This is a genomic window from Mycetocola sp. BIGb0189 (assembly GCF_024810155.1).
Taxonomy (GTDB): Bacteria; Actinomycetota; Actinomycetes; order Actinomycetales; family Microbacteriaceae; genus Mycetocola; species Mycetocola lacteus.
The window spans coordinates 55,265-78,165 of the sequence record NZ_JANUED010000009.1 but is presented as its reverse complement, the minus strand read 5'-3'; the positions used below and the strand labels follow the sequence as shown (position 1 = coordinate 78,165).

The window sequence follows — 22,901 nt, the reverse complement described above, 5'->3', positions numbered from 1 at the left end:
CCATGGCTACCAAGATTGACGTTCTGGACGCGAAGGGCAAGAAGGCAGAGGCTGTAGAGCTTCCCGCCGAGATCTTCGACGTCGTTACCAACGTCCCGCTGATTCACCAGGTCGTCGTCGCGCAGCTTGCTGCCGCACGTCAGGGTACCCACAGCACCAAGACCCGCGGAGAGCGCTCCGGCGCCGGCCGCAAGCCGTTCAAGCAGAAGGGAACCGGTCGCGCTCGTCAGGGCTCGATCCGTGCTCCTCAGATGGTTGGCGGTGGAATCGTCCACGGACCGACCCCGCGTGACTACGCACAGCGCACCCCCAAGAAGATGATTGCCGCCGCCCTGCGCGGTGCACTGTCCGACCGGGCCCGCGGTGAGCGTCTGCACGTTGTGTCGACCCTCGCACTGAGCGAGACCCCGTCGACCAAGGTCGCCGCTACCTACCTGGACACCATTGCTTCCTCGCGTCACGTGCTCATCGTTATTGAGCGCAACGACGAGGTCGGCGCTCTGTCCGTTCGCAACATCCCCGAGGTCCACGTGATCCACCCGGATCAGCTGAACGCCTACGACGTGCTCGTCTCCGACGACATCGTTTTCACCAAGGGTGCCTTCGACGCTTTCGTCGCCGGTCCGGTGGCAGGCAAGTCGGCTAAGTCCGTGGCTTCGTCGGCCGAGGTGACCGAGGAGGTCTCCGCATGAGCATCATCGTAAACAAGGACCCCCGCGACGTCATTCTGGCTCCGGTTGTCTCCGAGAAGAGCTACGCTCTGATCGACGAGGGCAAGTACACCTTCGAGGTTGACCCCCGTTCGAACAAGACCGAGATCAAGCTCGCGATCGAGAAGATCTTCGATGTGCAGGTTGCATCGATCTCGACCCTGAACCGTAAGGGTAAGACTCGTCGTACCCGCTTCGGTCTGGGCAAGCGCAAGGACACCAAGCGCGCGATCGTCACGCTCAAGTCCGGTTCCATCGACATCTTCACCGCTGTCGGCTAGGGAGCATAAGGAATAATTATGGCTATTCGCAAGTACAAGCCGACGACCCCGGGTCGTCGTGGATCGAGCGTTTCGGACTTCGCCGAAATCACCCGTTCGACCCCCGAAAAGTCGCTGCTGCGCCCCCTGTCGAAGACCGGTGGACGTAACAACCAGGGTCGCATCACGACCCGTCACATCGGTGGTGGCCACAAGCGCCAGTACCGCGTGATCGACTTCCGTCGTAACGACAAGGACGGCGTGAACGCTCGCGTCGCTCACATCGAGTACGACCCCAACCGCACCGCACGTATCGCGCTGCTGCACTTCGTTGACGGAACCAAGCGTTACATCATCGCTCCGGACAAGCTGAAGCAGGGCGACATCGTCGAGTCGGGTGCCGGCGCTGACATCAAGCCCGGTAACAACCTGCCGATGAAGAACATCCCCACCGGTACCGTGATCCACAACATTGAGCTCCGCCCCGGTGGCGGCGCCAAGATGGCTCGCTCCGCTGGTGCTTCGGTTCGTCTCGTCGCCAAGGATGGCCCCTACGTGCAGCTGCGTCTGCCCTCGGGTGAAATCCGCAACGTTGACGCTCGCTGCCGCGCCACCATTGGTGAGGTCGGAAACGCCGAGCAGTCGAACATCAACTGGGGTAAGGCTGGACGTAACCGCTGGCGCGGTATCCGTCCGACCGTCCGTGGTGTTGCCATGAACCCGGTTGACCACCCGCACGGTGGTGGTGAGGGTAAGACCTCCGGTGGTCGTCACCCTGTGTCCCCCTGGGGCCAGAAGGAAGGCCGTACCCGTCGCCCCAACAAGGAAAGCGACAAGCTCATTGTTCGTCGCCGTACCGTCGGTAAGAAGCGTAAGTAGAGGACGTAGAAGATGCCACGCAGTCTTAAGAAGGGCCCCTTCGTTGACGATCACCTGCTTCGCAAGGTCGTCAAGCAGAACGAGGCCAAGAGCCAGAACGTGATCAAGACCTGGTCGCGCCGTTCGATGATCGTTCCCGCCATGCTGGGTCACACCATCGCGGTACACGACGGTCGCAAGCACATCCCGGTGTTCGTCACCGAGACCATGGTCGGTCACAAGCTGGGCGAGTTCGCCCCGACTCGTACCTTCCGCGGTCACGTGAAGGACGACAAGAAGGGCCGTCGCCGCTAAGGCGGCGACGATTAGGAGGAAATAATGGTGGAGTCAATCGCACGCGTGCGACACATCCGCGTCACCCCCATGAAGGCCCGTCGCGTTATCAACCTGGTGCGTGGAAAGCAGGCCGTTGAGGCCCTCGCTATCCTGAAGTTCGCACAGCAGGGTGCATCCGAGCCGATTTACAAGCTCGTCGCATCCGCCATGGCTAACGCCCGGGTGAAGGCCGACAAGGACAACCTGTTCCTGGACGAGGCCGACCTGTACATCAAGAGCGCATATGTAGACGAGGGGACCACGCTCAAGCGTTTCCAGCCTCGTGCTCAGGGTCGCGCTTTCCAGATCAAGAAGCGCACCAGCCACATCACTGTTGTGCTCGCCACTCCTGAGGAGGGTACGAAGTAATGGGTCAGAAAGTAAACCCTTACGGCTTCCGCCTGGGCATCACCACCGACCACGTGTCGCGTTGGTTTGCCGACAGCACCAAGCCGGGCCAGCGTTACGCCGACTACGTAGCCGAGGACGTGAAGATCCGCAGCTCGCTGCAGACCTCCCTCGACCGCGCAGGCGTTTCGAAGATTGAGATCGAGCGCACCCGCGACCGTGTACGGGTGGACATCCACACCGCACGTCCGGGTATCGTTATCGGTCGCCGTGGAGCCGAGGCCGAGCGCATCCGCGCCGACCTGGAGAAGCTCACCGGCAAGCAGATCCAGCTGAACATCCTCGAGGTCAAGAACCCCGAGGCCGACGCTCAGCTGGTTGCTCAGGGTATCGCTGAGCAGCTCACCGCACGTGTGGCCTTCCGCCGCGCAATGCGTAAGGGCCTGCAGGGCGCACAGCGCGCCGGCGCCAAGGGTGTTCGCATCCAGGTGTCGGGTCGTCTGGGCGGCGCCGAGATGAGCCGTTCGGAGTTCTACCGCGAGGGTCGCGTGCCGCTGCACACCCTTCGTGCGAACATCGACTACGGCTTCTACGAGGCCAAGACCACCTTTGGTCGGATCGGCGTTAAGGTCTGGATCTACAAGGGTGACATCACCAACAAGGAACTCGCTCGCGAGCAGGCCAACACCAAGGGCCGCAACGAGCGTAACGACCGGCCCCGTCGCGCCCCGCGCGCTGCTGAGGCGCCGGTGGCAGAAGGAGCTAGCGCCTAATGTTGATTCCCCGTCGTGTAAAGCACCGTAAGCAGCACCGTCCGCACCGGACCGGTCACGCTACCGGTGGCACCACCGTAAGCTTCGGCGAGTATGGCATCCAGGCTCTGACCCCCGCTTACGTGACCAACCGTCAGATCGAGTCCGCTCGTATCGCCATGACCCGTCACATCAAGCGTGGTGGAAAGGTGTGGATCAACATCTACCCCGACCGTCCGCTGACCAAGAAGCCCGCCGAAACCCGCATGGGTTCCGGTAAGGGTTCGCCCGAGTGGTGGGTCGCCAACGTCAAGCCGGGCCGCGTGCTCTTCGAGGTTGCTGGAGTCCCCGAGACCCTGGCCCGCGAGGCACTCACCCGTGCAATCCACAAGCTGCCCCTCAAGGCACGCATCATCAAGCGCGAGGAGGGCGACGCATAATGGCGATCGGTTCCAAGGAGCTCACCCCGAGCGAGCTCGACACTTTTGAAAACGAACGACTGGTAGACGAGCTGCGGAAGGCAAAGGAAGAACTCTTCAACCTGCGCTTCCAGTCCGCTACCGGTCAGCTGGAGACCCATGGACGCCTGCGCGCCGTGCGTCGCGACATCGCCCGTATTTACACGGTGATCCGCGAGCGCGAGCTGGGTATTCGGGCCACTCCGGCTCCGGTGGAGGCTGCCCCCAAGAAGGCTGCCGCCAAGAAGAGCAAGAAGACCGAGGCCGCTGAGGCCGAGGTCGCCGACACGAAGGAGGCCTAGGCATGGCTACCGCTAAGGAAAACGCGGCCGCAGCCGACGTCACGGAGACCGCTCGCGGTTACCGTAAGACCCGTCGTGGCTACGTTGTCAGCAACAAGATGGACAAGACCATCGTCATCGAGGTTGAGGACCGCGTCAAGCACGCTCTCTACGGCAAGATCATCCGCCGTACCTCGAAGATCAAGGCTCACGACGAGCAGAACACCGCCGGTATCGGTGACCACGTTCTGATCGCCGAGACTCGGCCGCTGAGTGCTACCAAGCACTGGCGCCTGGTCGAGATCCTCGAGAAGGCCAAGTAGTCCTTCGGGCCTACTTTGTAAAGGAGTAAATAGTGCTTCAGCAGGAATCACGACTCAAGGTTGCCGATAACACCGGCGCCAAGGAGCTGCTCACGATCCGCGTTCTCGGTGGCTCCGGCCGTCGTTACGCCGGTCTCGGCGACACCATCGTTGCAACCGTCAAGGACGCAATCCCCGGTGGAAACGTCAAGAAGGGTGACGTCGTCAAGGCCGTCATCGTTCGCACCAAGAAGGAAACCCGTCGTCCCGACGGTTCCTACATCAAGTTCGACGAGAACGCTGCCGTTATCCTCAAGGCTGACGGCGAGCCCCGTGGAACCCGTATCTTCGGACCGGTTGGTCGCGAGCTTCGCGACAAGAAGTTCATGAAGATCATCTCGCTGGCTCCGGAGGTGCTGTAACTATGGCGAACATCAAGAAGGGTGACCTGGTTCAGGTCATCACCGGTGCTACCCAGGCCCGCGGCGGCGACCGCGGCAAGCAGGGCAAGGTTCTCTCGGTTAACAACGAGACCAACCGCGTCGTGGTTGAGGGCGTAAACTACGTCACCAAGCACGTGCGTCAGGGCCAGACCCAGCGCGGCACCAAGACCGGTGGCATCGAGACCGTCGAGGCAGCCATCCACATCTCCAATGTGGCCCTGGTTGACCCCGAGTCGAAGAAGCCGACCCGCGTCGGACACCGTAACGAAGAGGTAGTGAAGGACGGCGTCAAGAAGACTGTCCGCGTTCGCTACGCCAAGAAGTCTGGTAAGGATCTCTAATGACTGACACCGCTGCCGCGTCGGCTGGCAAGATCCAGCCGCGCCTGAAGCAGAAGTACCGTAGCGAGATCGCTCCGGCACTGAAGGAAGAGTTTGGCTTCGCCAACGTTCACCAGATTCCGGGAATCGTTAAGGTTGTCGTGAACACCGGTGTCGGTGAAGCCGCTCGTGACTCGAAGGTGATCGAGGGTGCTATCGCAGACCTCATCAAGATCACCGGACAGAAGCCCCAGGTCACCCTGGCCCGTAAGTCCATCGCACAGTTCAAGCTGCGCGAGGGCCAGGCCATCGGCGCCCACGTCACCATGCGTGGAGACCGTGCCTGGGAGTTCCTGGACCGCCTGGTCAACCTGGCCCTGCCCCGTATCCGGGACTTCCGCGGCCTGAGCGACAAGCAGTTCGATGGAAACGGTAACTACACCTTCGGTCTGACCGAGCAGAGTGTGTTCCACGAAATCGACCAGGACAAGATCGATCGCGTGCGCGGTTTCGACATCACCGTCGTGACCACCGCCAAGACCGATGACGAGGGTCGCGCGCTGCTCAAGGCGCTCGGCTTCCCGTTCAAGTCCGGGAACTAATTCCGTTCGATTGAACGCGGGCGCGGTTCATGCTGTAGAGTATGCACCGCGCCCGTTTTCGGGCGGTACTTAGGGTGCTCGCAGCCGCGGCACCCTCCCACCACAGGTCGCCTGTCGTGTAACGGCAGTCGAAACCTGGTGTTTAAAGGAAAATTAAACATGACAATGACAGATCCGGTCGCAGACCTGCTGACCAGACTGCGCAATGCCAACTCGGCACACCACGACTCCGTGTCGATGCCGAGCAGCAAGCTCAAGAAGAACATCGCATCCATCCTCGAGCGCGAGGGTTACATTGCTGGTTGGAAGGTGGAGGCCGCCCGCGTGGGTGAGACTCTGTCCCTCGACCTCAAGTACGGCCCCAACCGTGAGCGTTCGATCGTCGGCATCAAGCGAGTTTCGAAGCCGGGCCTGCGCGTATACGCAAAGTCCACCGAAATTCCTCAGGTTCTTGGCGGCCTCGGTGTTGCCATCCTGTCCACCTCCTCCGGTCTGCTGACCGACCGTGAGGCCGAGAAGAAGGGCGTGGGCGGAGAAGTTCTCGCCTACGTGTGGTAATCCGACATGTCGCGTATTGGAAGACTTCCCATCCAGATCCCCGCGGGTGTCACCGTAGCCGTCGACGGCCAGAACGTCGCGGTTAAGGGACCCAAGGGTGAGCTGAGCCTCGTAGTGGCCAACCCGATTGAGGTTGCACTCGAGGAGAACCAGGTTCTGGTTACCCGTCCGAACGACGAGCGCGACTCGCGTTCGCTGCACGGTCTGACCCGTACCCTGATCAACAACCAGATCATCGGTGTGACCGATGGTTACACCAAGGGCCTTGAGGTCGTTGGTACCGGTTACCGTGTTGCACTGAAGGGCGCGAACCTGGAGTTCGCTCTCGGCTTCTCGCACCCGGTTGTTGTCGAGCCCCCGGCCGGCATCACCTTCTCCGTTGAGGGCAACAACAAGGTCACCGTGGCCGGCATCGACAAGCAGGCCGTCGGTGAGGTTGCCGCCAACATTCGCAAGATCCGCAAGCCTGAGCCCTACAAGGGTAAGGGTGTGCGTTACGCCGGCGAGATCGTACGCCGCAAGGCCGGAAAGGCTGGTAAGTAACCATGGCTGTAAAGTCAAAGTCGGCCGCTCGTAAGCGTCGCCACACTCGTCTGCGCAAGAAGGTCGTCGGCACCGAGCTGCGTCCGCGCCTGGTCGTTACCCGTTCGGCACGTCACGTGTTCGTTCAGGTCATCGACGACAGCAAGGGCCACACCGTGGCCTCGGCCTCCACCATGGAAGCCGACCTGCGTACCTTCGAGGGCGACAAGTCCGCTAAGGCTCGCAAGATTGGTGAGCTGGTTGCTGAGCGTGCCAAGGCCGCCGGCATCGAAGAAGTTGTATTTGACCGTGGCGGTAACCGCTACGCCGGTCGTGTCGCAGCGATCGCCGATGGAGCTCGTGAGGGTGGGTTGAACCTGTGACCGAGGCAAGCAAGGAGCAGACCGTGGCTACTGAAGAAGCCGTCGCCGAGAAGCCGGTTGAGACCGCTGCCGGCACCGACCAGTCGGGTCGTGGCAACGGCCGCGACAACAACCGCCGTGGCGGTCAGGGTGGACGCGAGCGTGGCCAGGGCCGCGACCGCAACAGCCGTGACGCCGAGAAGAGCCAGTTCCTGGAGCGCGTTGTTACCATCAACCGCGTGTCCAAGGTTGTGAAGGGTGGTCGTCGCTTTAGCTTCACCGCTCTCGTAGTTGTCGGTGACGGCAACGGCCTGGTAGGCGTTGGCTACGGAAAGGCGAAGGAAGTTCCCCTCGCTATTTCCAAGGGTGTCGAGGAGGCGAAGAAGAACTTCTTCCGCGTCCCGCGCGTTGGTTCGTCCATCCCCCACCCCGTCCAGGGTGAGGCCGCAGCCGGCGTTGTCCTGCTGCGTCCGGCCGCTGCCGGTACCGGTGTTATCGCCGGTGGTCCGGTTCGCGCCGTACTCGAGTGCGCCGGTATCCACGACGTTCTCTCGAAGTCGCTGGGTTCCAGCAACACCATCAACATCGTTCACGCGACCGTTGCCGCTCTGAAGCAGCTGGAAGAGCCCCGCGCTGTTGCAGCTCGTCGTGGCAAGTCGTATGACGAGATCGCTCCGGCGAAGCTGCTGCAGGTTGAGGCTCGCGCCGCAGCCGCCGCTGCCGCCGCAAAGGTAGGTGCCTAATGGCCAAGCTGAAGATCACTCAGATCAAGTCCAAAATTAGTGAGAAGCAGTACCAGCGCGACACCCTGCGTTCGCTGGGTCTGCGTCGCATCGGTGCCGTTGTTATCCGCGAGGACAACAAGCAGAACCGCGGCTACGTAAACACTGTTGCTCACCTCGTGAAGGTTGAGGAGGTCGACTAATGGCTGAGGAAAAGGCTGTAGCCGACGAGAAGAAGACTGCCGCTAAGGCACCCGCCGCGAAGAAGGCACCGGCTGCTAAGGCAACCGCCGCCAAGAAGCCGGCCGCCAAGGCAGCTGAGAAGAAGACCGAGGAGACCGCTGCGCGTCCCCAGGTCCTCAAGGTTCACCACCTGCGTCCCGCCGAGGGTGCCAAGAAGGCCAAGACCCGCGTCGGTCGTGGTGAGGGCTCCAAGGGTAAGACCGCGGGCCGTGGTACCAAGGGAACCAAGGCACGCTACCAGGTACGCCCCGGCTTCGCCGGTGGGCAGCTCCCGCTGCACATGCGCGCACCGAAGCTGCGTGGTTTCAAGAACCCGTTCCGGGTCGAGTACCAGGTTGTTAACCTGTCGACCCTGGCTGAGCTCTACCCCAAGGGTGGCGACGTAACCGTTGCTGACCTCGTGGAAAAGGGCGCAGTCCGCAAGAACGAGCTGGTGAAGGTTCTGGGCAACGGCGAGATCGCCGTGAAGCTGAACATCACCGTCGACAAGATCTCGGGCTCGGCCCAGGAGAAGGTCGTCGCCGCAGGCGGTTCGGTTAACTAAGTTCGGCAGATGAATTCCGCTTAAATTGAGCGGATTTCGGTCCGAAATTGCGAATTGGGTCCGATAATCGAGTAGATTCGATTATCGGGCCCTTTTTCGTAGGGTCCATCAGCAGGTAAGCAGAGTTCGCGCCGTGAGGCACGCAACCAGGAGGCTGTTTTTTGTTTAGTGCCGTCGCGCGGATTTTCCGCACTCCCGATCTTCGCCGCAAGATCGGATTCACGCTCGGGATCATCGCGATCTACCGACTGGGTTCGTTCATTCCGGCGCCGTTTGTCGACTTCAAAAACGTCCAGGCCTGTCTGGTATCGGACCAGACCACCTCGGGTGCGTATGAGCTGATCAACCTGTTCTCGGGTGGTGCTCTGCTGCAGCTCTCGATCTTCGCGCTGGGTATCATGCCCTACATCACCGCGTCGATCATCACCCAGCTGCTGCGCGTGGTTATTCCGCACTTCGAAACCCTCTACAAGGAGGGCCAGACCGGTCAGGCCAAGCTGACCCAGTACACCCGTTACCTGACGATCTTCCTGGGTGTGCTGCAGTCCACCACCCTGATCACCGTGGCTCGTACCGGTGCACTGTTTGGTAACACCGGTGTGCCCGCCTGTGAGAACCTGCTGACCACCGACACCTGGTACGCGGTACTGCTGATGGTCATCACCATGACCGCCGGTACCGGTCTGATCATGTGGATGGGTGAGCTGATCACCGAGCGCGGTATCGGTAACGGTATGTCGCTGCTGATCTTCACCTCGATCTCGGCCACCTTCCCCGCCGCCATGGCTTCGATCTGGTCCGCCAAGGGTCCGGAGATCTTCTTCATGGTGATCGCCGTGGGTATCGTCATCATGGCCCTGGTTGTGTTCGTGGAGCAGTCCCAGCGCCGGATTCCGGTGCAGTACGCCAAGCGCATGGTGGGTCGCCGTACCTACGGTGGTAACAACACCTATATCCCGATCAAGGTCAACATGGCCGGTGTGGTCCCCGTGATCTTCGCCTCGTCGCTGCTGTACCTGCCCGCCCTGCTGGCGCAGTTCAACCAGCCCGCCGCCGGTCAGGATCCCGCCGCCTGGGTCACCTGGATCAACGATTACCTCACCAAGGGTGATCACCCGCTCTACATGCTTCTCTACTTCATGCTCATCGTTGGGTTCACCTACTTCTACGTTGCCATTACGTTCAACCCCGAAGAGGTAGCCGACAACATGAAGCGCTACGGGGGCTTCATCCCCGGCATCCGTGCCGGCCGCCCCACCGCCGAATACCTGGACTACGTGCTCACCCGCGTGACGCTGCCCGGTTCGGTTTACCTGGGTCTGATCGCGCTGATCCCGCTGATCGCGCTCGGCCTGGTTGGTGCCAACGCGAACTTCCCGTTCGGTGGCGCCTCGATTCTGATCATCGTTGGTGTGGGTCTGGAGACGGTCAAGCAGATCGACTCGCAGCTGCAGCAGCGTCACTACGAAGGGTTACTCCGTTGAGCCGTCTCCTCATTGTTGGTCCGCAGGGATCGGGCAAGGGCACCCAGGGTGTCGAAATCGCCGGTCTCCTGAACATCCCCGCCATCTCCACCGGCGACATGTTCCGGGCAAACATTGGTGGCGAGACCGAACTGGGTCTCAAGATCAAGGCAGTTATCGAAGCCGGCAACCTGGTGGACGACGCCCTGACCGGCGAGGTCGTGCGCGACCGCCTGTCCCAGGAGGACGCCGCCGCCGGATTCCTGCTGGACGGCTACCCGCGCAACCTGGTTCAGGTCGCCGACCTGGACGAGTTCCTCACCGCCCGCGGCGAGGCCCTGGACCTGGTTGTTGAGCTGGTTGTTCCCCGCGAGGAGAGCATCACCCGCCTGGTGGCTCGCGCCGCCGAGCAGGGCCGCAGCGACGACACCGAAGAGGTCATCAGCAACCGCCTGAAGATCTACGAGGAGCAGACCACCCCGATCCTCGACGTGTACCGCGAGCGCGGTATCGTCGCCGAGGTCGACGGCGTCGGTTCGATTGCCGATGTGCTGGCACGGATCACCGAGGTTCTGCGCGAGCGCGACCTGCTCGCGGCGTAGTTCGTGATCTTCCGCAAGAAAAACATCTATAAGACCCCGGAGCAGATGCGCCGGATGGTCGCCCCGGGTCTCGCCACGGCCGCATCGCTTGCGGCCGTGCGCGAGGCCATCCGGCCCGGCATCACCACGCTGGAGCTCGACGCCATCGCCGAAACCGCAATCATCGCGGCCGGCGGTGCGTCGAACTTCAAGCTGGTGCCGGGCTATCGGCATACCGTGTGCGCATCGGTGAACGCCGACGTGGTGCACGGCATCCCGAATGATCGTCCGCTTGAGCCCGGAGACATTCTCTCGATCGACTCCGGTGCGATCCTCGACGGCTGGAACGGCGATTCGGCCTTCACCACGGTTCTGGACAATTTCGCCGATCCCGAGCTTGTGGCCCTGCGCCGCCAGCTCAACGACATCACCGAAGGCTCCCTGTGGGCCGGTATCGCCCGTTTGGCCTCGGCCAAGCACCTGAACGAGGTGGGGGCCGCGATCGAGGACCACATCGTCGCACAGGGCGGCGGACACGACTACGGGATCCTCGAGGATTTTGTGGGTCACGGCATCGGCCGCGACATGCATGAGGATCCGCCCGTCTTCAACTATCGGGTACGCGAAAAGGGTCCCGAGGTTCGCCCCGGGCTCGTCGTTGCGATCGAGCCGATGGTGGTTCGGGGCAAGATCGACACCATCATCCAGGACGATGAGTGGACGGTGACCACCGCCGATGGCGAGCCCGCCGCCCACTGGGAGCACAGCGTCGCCGTGCATCGAGACGGCATCTGGGTGTTGACTGCCGAGGACGGTGGGGCCGCAGGGCTGGCGCCGTTTGGGATCACGCCGACTCCGATTCGCTAGCAACACACACTCACCCGGCCCCACTGGGGGCCGGGTTTTGTGTGCGCGGCGCGGGACGCGGGTTTATGGTGAATGCATGAGCGCAGTGTTTTTTCTTTCGCCCCTGGCCGCCGATGCACCCGAGCCCGAGGGCGGGTTCGCCCAGACGGTTCGTCCCGCGGCCGAGGCCGTGATTTCGCTGCGCGACGCGGGGATCGTGCGTGGGGATGGCATCTTTGAAACCTTTGGTGTGGTCAATCGTGTTGTTCAGGCCGAGGGTGCACACCTTGCCCGGCTGGCTCGATCTGCCCGGCTCCTCGACCTACCCGCACCCCATCTGGACCAGTGGCGGGCAGCCCTGGCCATCGCCGCCGCCACCCTGCCCGAGACGGGTACCGGGTCGCTCCGGCTGAGCCTGACCCGCGGTGTACCGGGGGAGGGGCCGAGCGCCTGGCTGGTCGCCGATGAGACCCCCGCAGATCTGCCCGAGCGTCACTCGGGGCTTGCCGTGGTGAGCCTGGAGCGCGGTCTGTCCGTGCACGCGAGCGAGCGAACCCCGTGGCTGCTGGCCGGTGCCAAGACCCTGTCCTACGCGATCAACATGGCGGCCCTGCGTGAGGCCGCATCCCGTGGCGCGGATGACGTGCTGTTCATTTCAACCGAGGGCCTGGCGCTTGAGGGGCCGACGTCCTCGCTGATGGTGTACACCGATGGGGAGTTCGTTTCGCCCCCGCGGGATGAGGCCATTCTTGCCGGCACCACCGTGGACGCCGCTTTCGAATGGCTGCGCACCCAGGGCTACACCTGTGTGTATCGTCAGATTCCGGCGGTGGCGCTGGGCTCGGTCGACGGTGCCTGGCTGCTGTCGAGTGTGCGCATGGCGGCCCCGATTCGGACCCTGGATGGTCAGCCCGTGACCCAGCAGCCCGAGTTAAATGAGTCTCTGGTGCACGCCCTGTTGGCGCGTACGCACTAGGCAATTCCGCCCCGATTATGGGGCGGCATGATAACGCGCGGTGGCGCATCGTCGCGTAATGACATATTCTTGTTTCTTGGTGCGCTTTCGGCGTGCCCCGATTTGGGCGCATGAGTGCCCCGCTGGCTCAGAACGAGCCGATCGGACTTCGATACTGAGTGACAGTGAGGCTATGGCCAAGAAAGACGGCGTCATCGAGATCGAGGGCCAGGTTGTAGAGGCCCTCCCCAACGCGATGTTTCGAGTGGAACTGACCAACGGACACAAGGTCCTGGCCACGATCAGTGGCAAAATGCGTCAGCACTACATTCGCATCCTGCCCGAAGACCGCGTGATCGTAGAGCTGACGCCCTACGACCTGACGCGTGGGCGGATCGTCTACCGCTACAAGTAGTACGGATTTATCGGGTGACACCAGCGGGGGCTGGTGTCACCCGTTTTCATAACGCTAGTCTGGGGGCTAGCCGGGTCACGATCCGGTTAGGGGGGAGAAAAGATGTCCGACAGCACGGAGATCTGGAATTTAGGTACACGCGGCTCTAATCAGCTGCAGCACCATCGCTACTTGGGATTTGAGAGCGTTCCGCACTCGTCCGGTATGCAGCTGGTGGAGGGGCAACGCCCCGAGGACTTTGTGTTCTCGCAGGACTCGGTACGCATCGGCGGATATCTGTTTCGCCGGTTTGCGGTGACCCCGGTTCTCCTGCATCGTCCGGCCACGCCGGACACCCACGAAAAGATGCTTTTTGTCTATGTCCTGAGCGGCAAGCTCCGGTTGACCCAGGCGGGCCGTACCGTCGAGCTGGGCGCGGGGGAGAGCGCGATCGTGATCGGGTGGCAGCCCTACCTGGCGGAGATCGTCGAGTCCGCAAGCGGCATCTCGGTCGCGGTGGACCGCGATGTCCTGGACTCCGGGGGAATCTCGTTTCCCCATGCGGTGCGCAAGGTGGTGGCGCCGGCGCTGCTCCCCTCGGGTATGGCCGGGTTCTTCCTTGGGCTCTTTGAGGCGCGCCTCTACCCCCTGGGTCTCGAGCAGGTCACCCGGCTCTGTCGCGTCTTCGACTCCTTTCTGGTTGAGCTGCACCTCGGCTATGTGGAGGCCGCGCGCACCCCCGAGGAGCGGCTGGAAGAACAGCGTCAAGCCATCCTCGAATACGCCTTTACGCAGCGGGGTACCGCCTCGTTCTCGGTCGCGAATATCGCCGAACACTACGGGATGTCCACCCGTTCGCTGCAGCGCCTGTTTCAGTCGGCACCACGCAGCCTGCGCGATGAACTCCGCGACATCGCCGGACGGGAGATCTCATGAGCGAGGCAAGAAAACGACTACTCAACCCGCACACCGCCGATAACTCGATTTCGGACCGCGCCTATTTTGGCCCCGAGGGTGTAGCGATGCTGGCGGCCTCGGACGGGGTTACCACCTCGGATGCCGAGCACTTTGACCTGCGCACCCGGGTGGCCCGAATCGGATACTTCCGTATCCAGAGCATCCTCACCACCTCGCTCAACGTGTCGCTGGCGACCGACCACTACGATGCCCCCGATAAGGTGCGTTTCACCTTTGTTCGTGAGGGCCGGCTGGAAATTGACCAGCGTGGCCGGCACGTCGTGCTGACCCCCGGGGATGCGGTCATCGGCTTTGACACCGTGCCGACCCAGATTCACCTGCCCGAGCGCACCCGCTATGTCACGATCACCGTGGACCGAGAACTCCTCTTTCCCGCGGGTCTGGCCCAGGAAAAGCAGATGCGCTACATTCGCCGCGATGAGCTCTTCAACGGTGCCACCGCATCCTTCTTCGAGGCGCTGCTGCGCCCGGCCGCCTTCCCGCTGGCACCGGTGGATGAGCTGCGGGTGAGCCGCACCATCACCAAGATGCTCAACGAGGTCTTTGTTGCCACGCTGCCCAGCCAAGATTCGGTGGCTACCCGTCGGGCCGAGGAGCGCGCGGTGGTTCGTGGCTACATCGGGGCGCACTTCACCCGCCCCGATCTCTCCGTTTCCTCGATCGCCGCCCACTATGGGATGTCTCCGCGTTCGTTGCAGCGGCTCTACTCCGACTACGGCGAGAACGTGTCCAACGTGATTCGCAAGCGTCGGCTGGAGCATGCGGTCTCGATGCTGATGGATCGCCGGTTCGATGACGTGTCGATCGACGATGTGGCCATCCGCTCGGGATTTGCCGGTGCCAATCAGCTGCGCCGGGTCATGAACCAGGTCATGGATCAGACCCCCACCCAGCTGCGCGCCGTGCACGGTGGTCGCGACGAGGACGCGGAATCCGCCTCGGACTAGGGACTTTGTTCCCCGCGGTTCGAGCGTTCCCGCGGGGCGAAACGCCCGGGTGGCGAAACGCCCGAAAATGCCGTAGTGTTGACCCTTGGTATTTTGTGTGCGTTTCGGCGTGCCTATTTCCGCCAGACCAGCGCCGATACTTTCATTGGTGCTGTAAGTAACGGCCCGGGATTTTCCGGGTACGAGGACAGCGAAAGAGAGTTGCCGTGAAGGTCAACCCCAGTGTTAAGCCCATCTGCGAAAAGTGCAAGGTGATTCGTCGTAACGGCCGCGTTATGGTCATCTGCGAGAACCCGCGTCACAAGCAGCGTCAGGGCTAATTAAGCTCGATCGGTTTACCGATCATCCGGCCGCGGTTATGCGTGGCCACAGCAGTAACAGAATATATAGGCGTTTCCAAGAACTTCCCTCGTGGAAGGGACACCCCGGGTCGGAGGCCCGGGACCCCGGAATTGCCCCACACCTCCGCACTACTCCTAGGAGAAGCCAACATGGCACGTCTCGCCGGCGTTGACATTCCCCGCGATAAGCGCGTGGAAATCGCACTGACGTACATCTATGGTGTCGGTCACACCCGTTCGCTGCAGACTCTTGCAGCGACCGAGATCGACCTGAACATCCGAGTCAAGGACCTGACCGACGAGCAGCTCGTCGCTCTCCGTGACTACATCGAACAGAACTTCAAGGTAGAGGGTGACCTCCGCCGTGAGGTCGCCGCCGACATCCGCCGCAAGGTTGAGATCGGTTCCTACGAGGGTCTGCGCCACCGCCGCGGCCTGCCGGTCCGTGGTCAGCGCACCAAGACCAACGCACGTACCCGTAAGGGTCCGAAGCGCACCGTTGCCGGCAAGAAGAAGGCTCGCTAGGCCCTGCCAGCGCCCTCATAGGACCTAAGGAGATCATTCACAATGGCATCAACTAAGTCGGCTGCACGCAAGCCGCGCAAGAAGGAAAAGAAGAACGTCGCCGTGGGCCAGGCCCACATCAAGTCGACCTTCAACAACACGATCGTCTCGATCACCGACACCACCGGTGCGGTTATCAGCTGGGCTTCGTCCGGTGGAGTTGGCTTCAAGGGTTCGCGTAAGTCGACCCCGTTCGCCGCTCAGCTGGCAGCAGAGTCGGCCGCGCGCCAGGCTCAGGAGCATGGCATGAAGAAGGTTGACGTGTTCGTGAAGGGCCCGGGTTCGGGTCGCGAAACCGCCATCCGTTCGCTTCAGGCCGCAGGCCTCGAGGTTGGCTCGATCAACGATGTGACCCCTCAGGCTCACAACGGTTGCCGCCAGCCGAAGCGTCGCCGCGTTTAGTCCTTCCCTGGGCTGTGGCCGAGCGGTTCTCCGGAACCGCTCGGCCGCGGATTCAGCACTGTACGTCAAAACCTCGCACACGCAAGTGTCATATAGCGGACACTTAGCCGAAAGGAACCAATAGTGCTTATTGCACAGCGCCCGACGCTCACCGAAGAGAACATTTCCGAGTTCCGCAGCCGGTTCGTTATCGAGCCGCTCGAGCCCGGTTTTGGTTACACGCTGGGTAACTCCCTGCGTCGCACCCTGCTGTCGTCGATCCCCGGAGCCGCCGTTACCAGCGTCCGCCTCGACGGCGTTCTGCACGAGTTCAGCACCATCCCCGGTGTGAAGGAAGATGTCACTGAGATCATCCTGAACATCAAGGGTCTGGTTGTCTCGAGCGAGCACGATGAGCCGATCACCGCTTACCTGCGTAAGACCGGTGCCGGTCAGGTTACCGCCGCCGACATCTCGGCTCCGGCCGGTGTCGAGGTTCACAACCCCGAGCTCGTCATCGCGACCCTGAACGAGAAGGCCAAGTTTGAACTTGAGCTGACCATCGAGCGTGGCCGTGGATACGTGTCCGCCGGTCAGAACCGCAACGAGTTCTCCGAGGCCGGTCAGATTCCGATCGACTCGATCTACTCGCCGGTCCTGAAGGTTACCTACCGCGTCGAGGCAACTCGTGCCGGTGAGCGTACCGACTTCGACCGCCTGGTGGTCGACGTGGAGACCAAGTCCGCCATCTCCCCCCGGGATGCCATCGCTTCGGCCGGCACCACCCTGGTAGAGCTGTTCGGTCTGGCTCGTGAGCTGAACACCGCAGCCGAGGGCATCGAGATCGGCCCCGCGCCGGTTGACGCTGTCCTGTCGAGCGAACTGTCGATTCCGATCGAGGACCTGGACCTGTCGGTCCGTTCCTACAACTGCCTGAAGCGCGAAGGCATCAACACCGTCTCGGAGCTGGTTGCTCTGTCCGAGACCCAGCTGATGAACATCCGCAACTTCGGTCAGAAGTCGGTTGACGAGGTACGCGACAAGCTCGTTGAGATGGGTCTGTCCCTGAAGGACTCGGTTCCCGGGTTCGATGGCGCCCACTTCTACTCGGGCTTCGAGGACGACGTAGCTAACTAACCTTCCCGTCGGTTCGCCGACGTCACCCTTTTTCTAACTGGAGTTTCAACATGCCTAAGCCTTCCAAGGGCGCCCGCCTCGGTGGCGGTCCCGCTCACGAGCGCCTGCTGCTCAACAACCTCGCCGCTGCGCTCTTCGAGCACAAGCGCATCACCACCACCTTCACCAAGGCCAAGCGTCTGCAGCCCGTTGCAGAGCGTTACGTGACCTTCGCGAAGCGTGGCGACCTGGCTTCGCGCCGTCGTATGCTCGGTGTCATCACCGACAAGGGCATCGTGCACGAGCTGTTCGCCGAGATCGCCCCGCAGGTTGCGGAGCGTAACGGTGGTTACACTCGCATCACCAAGATCGGGAACCGCAAGGGTGACAACGCCCCCATGGCAGTGATCGAGCTCGTTCTCGAGCCCGTCACCCCGAAGAAGAAGGCTGCCAAGCCGGCCGCCGAGAAGGCTGCCGCTCCGGTAGCCGAGGAGACCGTCGAGGTCGTCGCCGAGGAGACCCCCGTGGTCGCCGAGGAGACCACCGAGGTTGTGGCTGAGGAAGCCGCTGCCGAGGAGACCAAGTAGTCTTCGGCTTCTTACTACGACGATGCCGCATCCCCGTTGGGATGCGGCATCGCCGTTTAACCGGGTGCTTGGTGCCTATTCGCCGCGGGAGGTTTCCTCGAGCAGCCCGGCGAAGAGTTTGCTGAGCGTGGTGGCCTCGGCCAGGGTCGAGCTGTGCTCGGGGAGCGAGGGGGTGGCCGCATCGATATAGCGCACCTGTTCGCGCAGCCGGAGCATCTTACGGTCCAGGGCCGCGGCGGTTTCGGCGGCCTCCTTGAGCTCGGCCAGGACGTCACCGGGGACGTCCTTTTCGAACTTGTAGTAGATCTTGTGCTCCAGGCTCGCCCAGAAGTCCATCGCGACCGTGCGAATCTGAATCTCCACCGGCACCGATTCGACCCGGTCGGAGAGAAACACCGGAACCTCAACCAGGACGTGCAGGCTCTGGTAGCCGTTGGGCTTGGGGTGTTTGATGTAGTCGCGCACCTCGATCACGGTTACATCCTGCTGATTGGTGATCAGGTCCGCGACGGTGTAGATGTCGGGCACAAAGCTGCAGGTGATGCGGATACCGGCGATGTCGCGAACCTCCCGGCGCAGCGCTTCGACGGTGGGTTCGATGCCGCGTCGCTTGGCCTTTTCGATGATGCTCGCCGGGGACTTGACCCGAGAGCTCACATGCTCGATCGGGTTGTACTCGTGGACGTAGGTGAACTCGTCCCGCAGGATCTTGATCTTGGTCGAGATCTCATCCAGCCCAAAACGGTAGGCCATCATCATCCGGGTCATGTCCTGGCCGAGGATCCTGCGTTCGGCGGGGGAGGGGAGGGGCATTCTTCTGACCTTTCGCTGGAAACCTGCTGATACGAGGCTATCGGCCGATCCTGCACGTGTGATCCATAAGGCACAGATAAAGAAGCCGTCAGAGTCGGGGGCGGGATCGGATACACCGCGTTCGGGGCCTAGCAAATCGCCCGGCGCGAGCGTAGCCTGAAGGCATGAGCTCACAGCCGAGTTTGCGTGACCGCCTGGCGGAGCGCCCCGCAGTACCGGTGCCGAATCACCCGGATGTGGTGACCTGGCGCGCGGCCGGACCCGAGGATATTGACGCGATCTGGCGGCTCCAGCGGGCCGCCGACGAGATTGATAGTCCCGAGCGACTCAGCCCCCGATCGGCGATCACCGAAACGTTTGAAACCTCGAATGTTGACCCCACCCGGGACACCCTGGTGGGCCTGGCCGAGAACGGTGAGTATGTGGCCCATGCGCTGTGTGTGGTTGCCGGTGGGCATGCGACACGGGTGCAGTCATACCTGTTTGGGGCGGTGCATCCGCTCTGGCGGGGGCGTGGGATCGGCGGCGAGGTGCTGGCCTGGCAGCTCGCGCGTTCGGCCGAACAGCTGGCCGAATACGACCTCGGCCTCCCCGGCTGGAGCATGCTCTACGCGGATGCGCAGAACCCGGCGCTGCAGGCGTTGGCGCGCACCCACGGACTCGTGCCCGAACGCTACTACCAGGAGATGCGACACCCGCTGGGGGCACCGGTCACCCCGCTGGCACCGCCCGAGGGGGTGCGGATCGTCAACTGTACCGAGGAGTACTACGACCGCACTCGGATCGCCCGTAACGATGCCTTCCGCGATAACTGGGGATCCCAGCCCAACACCAAGGAACGCTGGAACCGGCTGGTGCGCGGTGGCCACTTCCGCGGAGATCTGTCGTTTGTAGCCCTGGCCAATGATGATGGGGGCAAACAGGAACGGGTTGTGGGGTTTGCACTGAGCACGGTGACCGAGCCGGCCGAGGATGCACTGATCGAGCTGGTGGGGGTGATTCGCGACTGGCGCGGCCGCCGGCTGGCTCCCGCGCTGCTCACCCACCTGCTGAACGCCGGGGTCGAGGGGGACCTTCCCTCGGTTATTCTTGAAGTCGACTCGGCCAGCCCCACCGGTGCCAACACCCTGTATGCGGGGCTGGGGTTTGCCAGCGTCGGGGAGACCACGGTCTTTATTCGGGAGTACTAGACGGGATCGGGCCGGATCGATCGCTGACCAGACGACGGCGGGCCGGAACGCACCGACCCGGAAGACGGTGGGCGAGACCGGCCGCGGGGCTAGGCGTGGGCGGGCTCGTGGCGTCGGTAGGACGGGGCCTCGGGTGGCCCGTCGGATTTTGCCAGGTTCTCGAGGGTGGTGTGTAGGGTCGCCGCATAGAGCGCCCCGCCGCGGCTGCCCGGATGGATTCGGTCGGAGGCCAGCAGATCACCGGCCTGCGGATCGATCGCGCTCGCCCAGTCGGACAGCCCCACCCGGGGATGCCCCGCCACATAGTCGCCGAGGCTCTGGTTGACACCGGCGATCCAGGGCCTGGGGGCGTAGGCGTTTACCAGGACCAGGTGGCGGCTGGGACCCACGATCCCCGCGAGGCGATCAAGCTGCGCGCTACTGATGGTGGCATTGGTGCCCAGTCCCACCACCACTACCGGGCGCAGGAGTCCGGCCGCGGCCTGTTCCTGGATGAGGTCGAGTCCGGCATTCATGTTGCGGGAGACCGCCGCGTCCACCGCAATCCCGGGGAATGCCTCCTGGAGTGCGGGGGCTGCGGCCAGCATGACGGAGTCCCCGATGGCGCTGATCTCCGACCCGTCCGCGAGGCCCTCGGGGTCAAGCGTGGGTTTGGGGGCAATCGGCCCCGGATAGCCGGTTTTCAGGCTCTGTGCACCCTCCTCGATCAGCTGCTGGGCGCTCCCCTGCGCCGGGGCAAACACCAGACCGGACACCCCGACGCCGGCCGCCAGCGCGGCAACCGTGACCAGCGAGGCCAGTACGATGCGCGGCTTGGGGAATCGCCAGATACGCGCGTGCAGCGCGCGCAGGTAGGGAAGGAATCCCAGCTTGCGAATCGGGTTCTCCACAAAGCGGTAGGAGAGGACCGCGAGGACCACCGTGAGCGCGATGGCCACCAGGGCGAGCAACGGCGAGGGTGCACCGGTGGGCGCCTGGTCGGGGAACGCGGCGATCAGCAGCACCAGCAGCGGCCAGTGCCAGAGGTAGAGGCCGTAGGAGCGTGCACCGATATAGCGCAGCGGTGCCATATCCAGCACCCGGGACCAGATACCGCCGCTGATGGCCGACCACACCAGCACCACGGCCAGGATCGAGACCACCGGCAGGCCCCAGCGGAAGGTTGCGTGACCGCTCTCCCGCAGGCCCCAGACGGCGACCGCGATGCAGGACAGTGCGATGATGCCCACCAGGTCGCGCTGCCAGCTCGGGCGCTCGAGGCGCTCGAGCACACGCACGGGCTGACGAGCCTGGGCAACCAGGGCCGCTGCGAGGGTGGCTCCGATGAGGAGGCCAAAGCTGTGGCTGTCGGTACCGTAGTAGATCCGGGTGACGTTCGCGCCCATCGCGGTCAGGACCCACATCCATCCCATCCCGGCGAGAGTGCCCGCGGCCAGCAGACCCACGCGCAGCCAGGGGCGGCGGATCAGCAGCAGGGCGAGGAGCAGGATCGGCCAGATCAGATAGAACTGTTCCTCGACCGAGAGCGACCAGAGGTTTCGCAGCAGCTCGGGGGTTGTGGTGTCGAAGTAGCCGTTTCCGGTGGCCAGGGCGACCCAGTTATAGGCGAAGGTGGCCGCACCGAGAACCTGGGTGCGCAAGCCCACCAGCAGATCCCCGTGGATCAGGGGAGCGAGGGCGGTGGCGGTTCCCACCACGAGGACCAGCGCGGGCAGGAGCCTGCGCGCACGCCGCAGCCAGAAGCGACCCAGCCGAATCCGACCGGTCTGGGCATGCTCGCGGAGCAGCAGCGTGGTGATCAGGAATCCACTGATCACGAAGAACATATCCACCCCGATAAAACCGCCGGGGGCCAGCGTGGGAACCGCGTGGTACACGATGACCAGGATCACGGCGATGGCGCGCAGGCCATCGAGCCCGGGCAGGTGAAAACGCCCAGCCGGCGGGGCGGCGGGGATGCTGGTGAGGGTGGGTGCGCTGCTCATATCTCCCTCCAGCGTAGACAGGTCCCTCCGACAGGGCCGAATCGGTCGCGCATTTGGCCGGTAAACTCGCAGGGTGACATCTCAAGACTCCACCTCCGTGCCCGCCGAGTCCACCCGCATCCGGCTGGACCTCGGCTATGACGGCACCGACTTTGCCGGCTGGGCCAAGCAGCCCGGCCTGCGCACGGTGCAGGAGGTCCTCGAATCGGCGGCCCACCAGACCTTCGGCTATCAGGGTGACCCGATTCGGCTGACGGTGGCCGGCCGCACCGACGCGGGTGTGCACGCCGAGGCCCAGGTGGCACACCTGGATCTGACCCCGGAACGAGTCGAGCGGATGCGCCGGGCGCGCACCTCCGACGGCAATCCCGAACCCGATGTGGCCCACGCGCTGCTGCGCCGGATCAACGGGGTCCTGGGCCTGCACTCGGATGTCTGGCTGCACTCGGCTCGGGTGGTCGACGCCGGATTCAACGCCCGCTTCTCGGCCCTCTCGCGCAGCTATCGCTACCGGATTGCCGATGCTCAGGCCTGGAAGGATCCGCTGTCTCGGCGCACAACCCTCTGGTATCCGCGCCCGCTGAGCCTCGAGGTGCTGGACCGCACGGCCGCGAGCCTGGTGGGTCTGCACGACTTTGCCGGGTTCTGTCGTCCCCGGGCCGGGGCCACCACGATCCGCAACCTCACCGATTTTCGCTGGCGTCGGGATACCGACGGCGTCCTGATCGCCGAGCTCTCCGCCGATGCGTTCTGTCACTCGATGGTGCGCTCGCTGGTGGGCGTGTGTATTGCGATGAGCGTGGAGTCGCTGCCCGCGGATGCGATTGCCGGGCTATTGCAGGCCACCAAGCGCGGGCACAGCAACGGCTTTGCCACCGCACCCGCCCACGGGCTGAGTCTCACCAACGTGGAGTATCCCGAGGATTCACTGCTTGCGGCCCGAGCCGAGCTCACCCGGCAGCGTCGTGAATCGACCACGCCGATGCCCGGAGAGCCCGGATACTAGCGTCCGCCGCGTGGTCTCGGTTTGACCGGGCCGGTACTCTCGCGTAAGCTCGTCTATTGGTGTGTGTTCCCGTCATGGGACGCGCGCCCGAAGTTGAGCCCTCCACCTTGTGTGTTCCCGTTCGGGAACACCG

The 22,901-nt window shown here is 63.3% G+C and carries 34 protein-coding genes; 32 read left to right on the top strand and 2 right to left on the bottom strand.

The features are described 5' to 3' along the window. The first annotated feature begins 2 nt into the window (after positions 1-2). From rplD to rplQ, 30 genes are all read left to right on the top strand, one after another. Positions 3-692 (top strand): 50S ribosomal protein L4, encoded by a 690-nt coding sequence (rplD, locus tag M2390_RS14115; protein WP_030147988.1) that lies wholly within the window; start codon positions 3-5, stop codon positions 690-692. Further along, entirely contained in the window at positions 689-991 is a 303-nt protein-coding gene (gene rplW / locus M2390_RS14110; RefSeq protein WP_030147989.1) for a 50S ribosomal protein L23, read from the top strand. The genes rplD and rplW overlap by 4 nt, the downstream gene beginning before the upstream one ends. Before the next feature lie 18 nt (positions 992-1,009). Next, positions 1,010-1,849 carry a 50S ribosomal protein L2 gene (gene rplB / locus M2390_RS14105; protein WP_030147990.1) on the top strand — a complete coding sequence of 280 codons (840 nt, stop codon included), beginning with the start codon at positions 1,010-1,012 and terminating at the stop codon, positions 1,847-1,849. Positions 1,850-1,861: 12 nt separating this feature from the next. Further along, positions 1,862-2,143 (top strand): 30S ribosomal protein S19, encoded by a 282-nt coding sequence (gene rpsS, locus M2390_RS14100; protein ID WP_030147991.1) that lies wholly within the window; start codon positions 1,862-1,864, stop codon positions 2,141-2,143. A 24-nt stretch (positions 2,144-2,167) separates the two neighbouring features. Further along, the gene (gene rplV / locus M2390_RS14095) at positions 2,168-2,533 is read left to right on the top strand and encodes a 50S ribosomal protein L22 (protein WP_030147992.1); all 366 of its coding nucleotides are present in this window, start codon (positions 2,168-2,170) and stop codon (positions 2,531-2,533) included. Next, positions 2,533-3,285: a 30S ribosomal protein S3 gene (gene rpsC / locus M2390_RS14090; protein WP_030147993.1), complete on the top strand. Its 753-nt coding sequence runs from the start codon at positions 2,533-2,535 to the stop codon at positions 3,283-3,285. Before rplV ends, rpsC begins: the two co-directional genes overlap by 1 nt. After that, entirely contained in the window at positions 3,285-3,704 is a 420-nt protein-coding gene (gene rplP, locus M2390_RS14085) for a 50S ribosomal protein L16 (RefSeq protein WP_030147994.1), read from the top strand. The genes rpsC and rplP overlap by 1 nt, the downstream gene beginning before the upstream one ends. Next, on the top strand, positions 3,704-4,024 hold the full coding sequence (gene rpmC, locus M2390_RS14080; protein WP_030147995.1) for a 50S ribosomal protein L29: 321 nt from the start codon (positions 3,704-3,706) through the stop codon (positions 4,022-4,024). Before rplP ends, rpmC begins: the two co-directional genes overlap by 1 nt. Before the next feature lie 2 nt (positions 4,025-4,026). Then, on the top strand, positions 4,027-4,326 hold the full coding sequence (gene rpsQ / locus M2390_RS14075; RefSeq protein ID WP_030147996.1) for a 30S ribosomal protein S17: 300 nt from the start codon (positions 4,027-4,029) through the stop codon (positions 4,324-4,326). A 32-nt stretch (positions 4,327-4,358) separates the two neighbouring features. Then, complete coding sequence (gene rplN / locus M2390_RS14070) at positions 4,359-4,727, top strand: 50S ribosomal protein L14 (RefSeq protein ID WP_030147997.1); 369 nt, start codon at positions 4,359-4,361, stop codon at positions 4,725-4,727. 2 nt (positions 4,728-4,729) lie between these two features. Continuing rightward, on the top strand, positions 4,730-5,089 hold the full coding sequence (rplX, locus tag M2390_RS14065) for a 50S ribosomal protein L24 (RefSeq protein WP_030147998.1): 360 nt from the start codon (positions 4,730-4,732) through the stop codon (positions 5,087-5,089). Further along, positions 5,089-5,670 (top strand): 50S ribosomal protein L5, encoded by a 582-nt coding sequence (rplE, locus tag M2390_RS14060; protein ID WP_121687508.1) that lies wholly within the window; start codon positions 5,089-5,091, stop codon positions 5,668-5,670. Before rplX ends, rplE begins: the two co-directional genes overlap by 1 nt. Before the next feature lie 159 nt (positions 5,671-5,829). Further along, positions 5,830-6,228 (top strand): 30S ribosomal protein S8, encoded by a 399-nt coding sequence (gene rpsH, locus M2390_RS14055; RefSeq protein ID WP_030148000.1) that lies wholly within the window; start codon positions 5,830-5,832, stop codon positions 6,226-6,228. A 6-nt stretch (positions 6,229-6,234) separates the two neighbouring features. Further along, positions 6,235-6,771 carry a 50S ribosomal protein L6 gene (gene rplF / locus M2390_RS14050; RefSeq protein ID WP_259179642.1) on the top strand — a complete coding sequence of 179 codons (537 nt, stop codon included), beginning with the start codon at positions 6,235-6,237 and terminating at the stop codon, positions 6,769-6,771. 2 nt (positions 6,772-6,773) lie between these two features. After that, positions 6,774-7,133 (top strand): 50S ribosomal protein L18, encoded by a 360-nt coding sequence (gene rplR, locus M2390_RS14045; RefSeq protein ID WP_030148002.1) that lies wholly within the window; start codon positions 6,774-6,776, stop codon positions 7,131-7,133. Further along, positions 7,130-7,855 (top strand): 30S ribosomal protein S5, encoded by a 726-nt coding sequence (rpsE, locus tag M2390_RS14040; RefSeq protein ID WP_030148003.1) that lies wholly within the window; start codon positions 7,130-7,132, stop codon positions 7,853-7,855. Before rplR ends, rpsE begins: the two co-directional genes overlap by 4 nt. Next, positions 7,855-8,037, top strand: coding sequence for a 50S ribosomal protein L30 (rpmD, locus tag M2390_RS14035; protein ID WP_030148004.1), 183 nt, complete (start codon positions 7,855-7,857; stop codon positions 8,035-8,037). The genes rpsE and rpmD overlap by 1 nt, the downstream gene beginning before the upstream one ends. Beyond that, entirely contained in the window at positions 8,037-8,621 is a 585-nt protein-coding gene (rplO, locus tag M2390_RS14030) for a 50S ribosomal protein L15 (RefSeq protein WP_081863945.1), read from the top strand. Before rpmD ends, rplO begins: the two co-directional genes overlap by 1 nt. A 161-nt stretch (positions 8,622-8,782) precedes the next feature. After that, positions 8,783-10,105: a preprotein translocase subunit SecY gene (gene secY, locus M2390_RS14025; protein WP_259179637.1), complete on the top strand. Its 1,323-nt coding sequence runs from the start codon at positions 8,783-8,785 to the stop codon at positions 10,103-10,105. Continuing rightward, positions 10,102-10,686 carry an adenylate kinase gene (locus tag M2390_RS14020; RefSeq protein ID WP_259179636.1) on the top strand — a complete coding sequence of 195 codons (585 nt, stop codon included), beginning with the start codon at positions 10,102-10,104 and terminating at the stop codon, positions 10,684-10,686. Before secY ends, M2390_RS14020 begins: the two co-directional genes overlap by 4 nt. Before the next feature lie 45 nt (positions 10,687-10,731). Beyond that, positions 10,732-11,532, top strand: coding sequence for a type I methionyl aminopeptidase (map, locus tag M2390_RS14015; RefSeq protein ID WP_259179808.1), 801 nt, complete (start codon positions 10,732-10,734; stop codon positions 11,530-11,532). 76 nt (positions 11,533-11,608) lie between these two features. After that, on the top strand, positions 11,609-12,487 hold the full coding sequence (locus tag M2390_RS14010) for an aminotransferase class IV (protein ID WP_259179635.1): 879 nt from the start codon (positions 11,609-11,611) through the stop codon (positions 12,485-12,487). Between the two features lie 172 nt (positions 12,488-12,659). Beyond that, positions 12,660-12,881 carry a translation initiation factor IF-1 gene (gene infA, locus M2390_RS14005; RefSeq protein WP_030148010.1) on the top strand — a complete coding sequence of 74 codons (222 nt, stop codon included), beginning with the start codon at positions 12,660-12,662 and terminating at the stop codon, positions 12,879-12,881. 171 nt (positions 12,882-13,052) lie between these two features. Continuing rightward, positions 13,053-13,796 (top strand): cupin domain-containing protein, encoded by a 744-nt coding sequence (locus tag M2390_RS14000; RefSeq protein WP_259179634.1) that lies wholly within the window; start codon positions 13,053-13,055, stop codon positions 13,794-13,796. Next, positions 13,793-14,785, top strand: coding sequence for a helix-turn-helix domain-containing protein (locus M2390_RS13995; protein ID WP_259179633.1), 993 nt, complete (start codon positions 13,793-13,795; stop codon positions 14,783-14,785). Before M2390_RS14000 ends, M2390_RS13995 begins: the two co-directional genes overlap by 4 nt. Before the next feature lie 206 nt (positions 14,786-14,991). Continuing rightward, the gene (rpmJ, locus tag M2390_RS13990) at positions 14,992-15,105 is read left to right on the top strand and encodes a 50S ribosomal protein L36 (RefSeq protein WP_030148013.1); all 114 of its coding nucleotides are present in this window, start codon (positions 14,992-14,994) and stop codon (positions 15,103-15,105) included. Between the two features lie 171 nt (positions 15,106-15,276). Continuing rightward, on the top strand, positions 15,277-15,651 hold the full coding sequence (gene rpsM, locus M2390_RS13985) for a 30S ribosomal protein S13 (protein ID WP_030148014.1): 375 nt from the start codon (positions 15,277-15,279) through the stop codon (positions 15,649-15,651). Between the two features lie 42 nt (positions 15,652-15,693). Continuing rightward, the gene (gene rpsK, locus M2390_RS13980) at positions 15,694-16,092 is read left to right on the top strand and encodes a 30S ribosomal protein S11 (protein WP_030148015.1); all 399 of its coding nucleotides are present in this window, start codon (positions 15,694-15,696) and stop codon (positions 16,090-16,092) included. A gap of 123 nt (positions 16,093-16,215) precedes the next feature. Beyond that, positions 16,216-17,208, top strand: a complete 993-nt coding sequence (locus M2390_RS13975) for a DNA-directed RNA polymerase subunit alpha (protein ID WP_030148016.1) — start codon at positions 16,216-16,218, stop codon at positions 17,206-17,208. 50 nt (positions 17,209-17,258) lie between these two features. Continuing rightward, entirely contained in the window at positions 17,259-17,774 is a 516-nt protein-coding gene (gene rplQ / locus M2390_RS13970; protein ID WP_121687502.1) for a 50S ribosomal protein L17, read from the top strand. A gap of 75 nt (positions 17,775-17,849) precedes the next feature. On the opposite strand, the gene M2390_RS13965 is transcribed toward rplQ, so the two are convergent. Continuing rightward, complete coding sequence (locus tag M2390_RS13965) at positions 17,850-18,587, bottom strand: GTP pyrophosphokinase family protein (protein WP_259179629.1); 738 nt, start codon at positions 18,585-18,587, stop codon at positions 17,850-17,852. 164 nt (positions 18,588-18,751) lie between these two features. Between M2390_RS13965 and M2390_RS13960 the strand changes: the two genes are divergently transcribed. After that, complete coding sequence (locus M2390_RS13960) at positions 18,752-19,777, top strand: GNAT family N-acetyltransferase (RefSeq protein WP_259179627.1); 1,026 nt, start codon at positions 18,752-18,754, stop codon at positions 19,775-19,777. Between the two features lie 89 nt (positions 19,778-19,866). On the opposite strand, the gene M2390_RS13955 is transcribed toward M2390_RS13960, so the two are convergent. Next, entirely contained in the window at positions 19,867-21,762 is a 1,896-nt protein-coding gene (locus tag M2390_RS13955; protein WP_259179625.1) for an acyltransferase family protein, read from the bottom strand. Positions 21,763-21,835: 73 nt separating this feature from the next. On the opposite strand from M2390_RS13955, the gene M2390_RS13950 reads away from it, so the two are divergent. Further along, the gene (locus M2390_RS13950; RefSeq protein ID WP_259179624.1) at positions 21,836-22,768 is read left to right on the top strand and encodes a tRNA pseudouridine(38-40) synthase TruA; all 933 of its coding nucleotides are present in this window, start codon (positions 21,836-21,838) and stop codon (positions 22,766-22,768) included. Positions 22,769-22,901 lie beyond the last annotated feature (133 nt).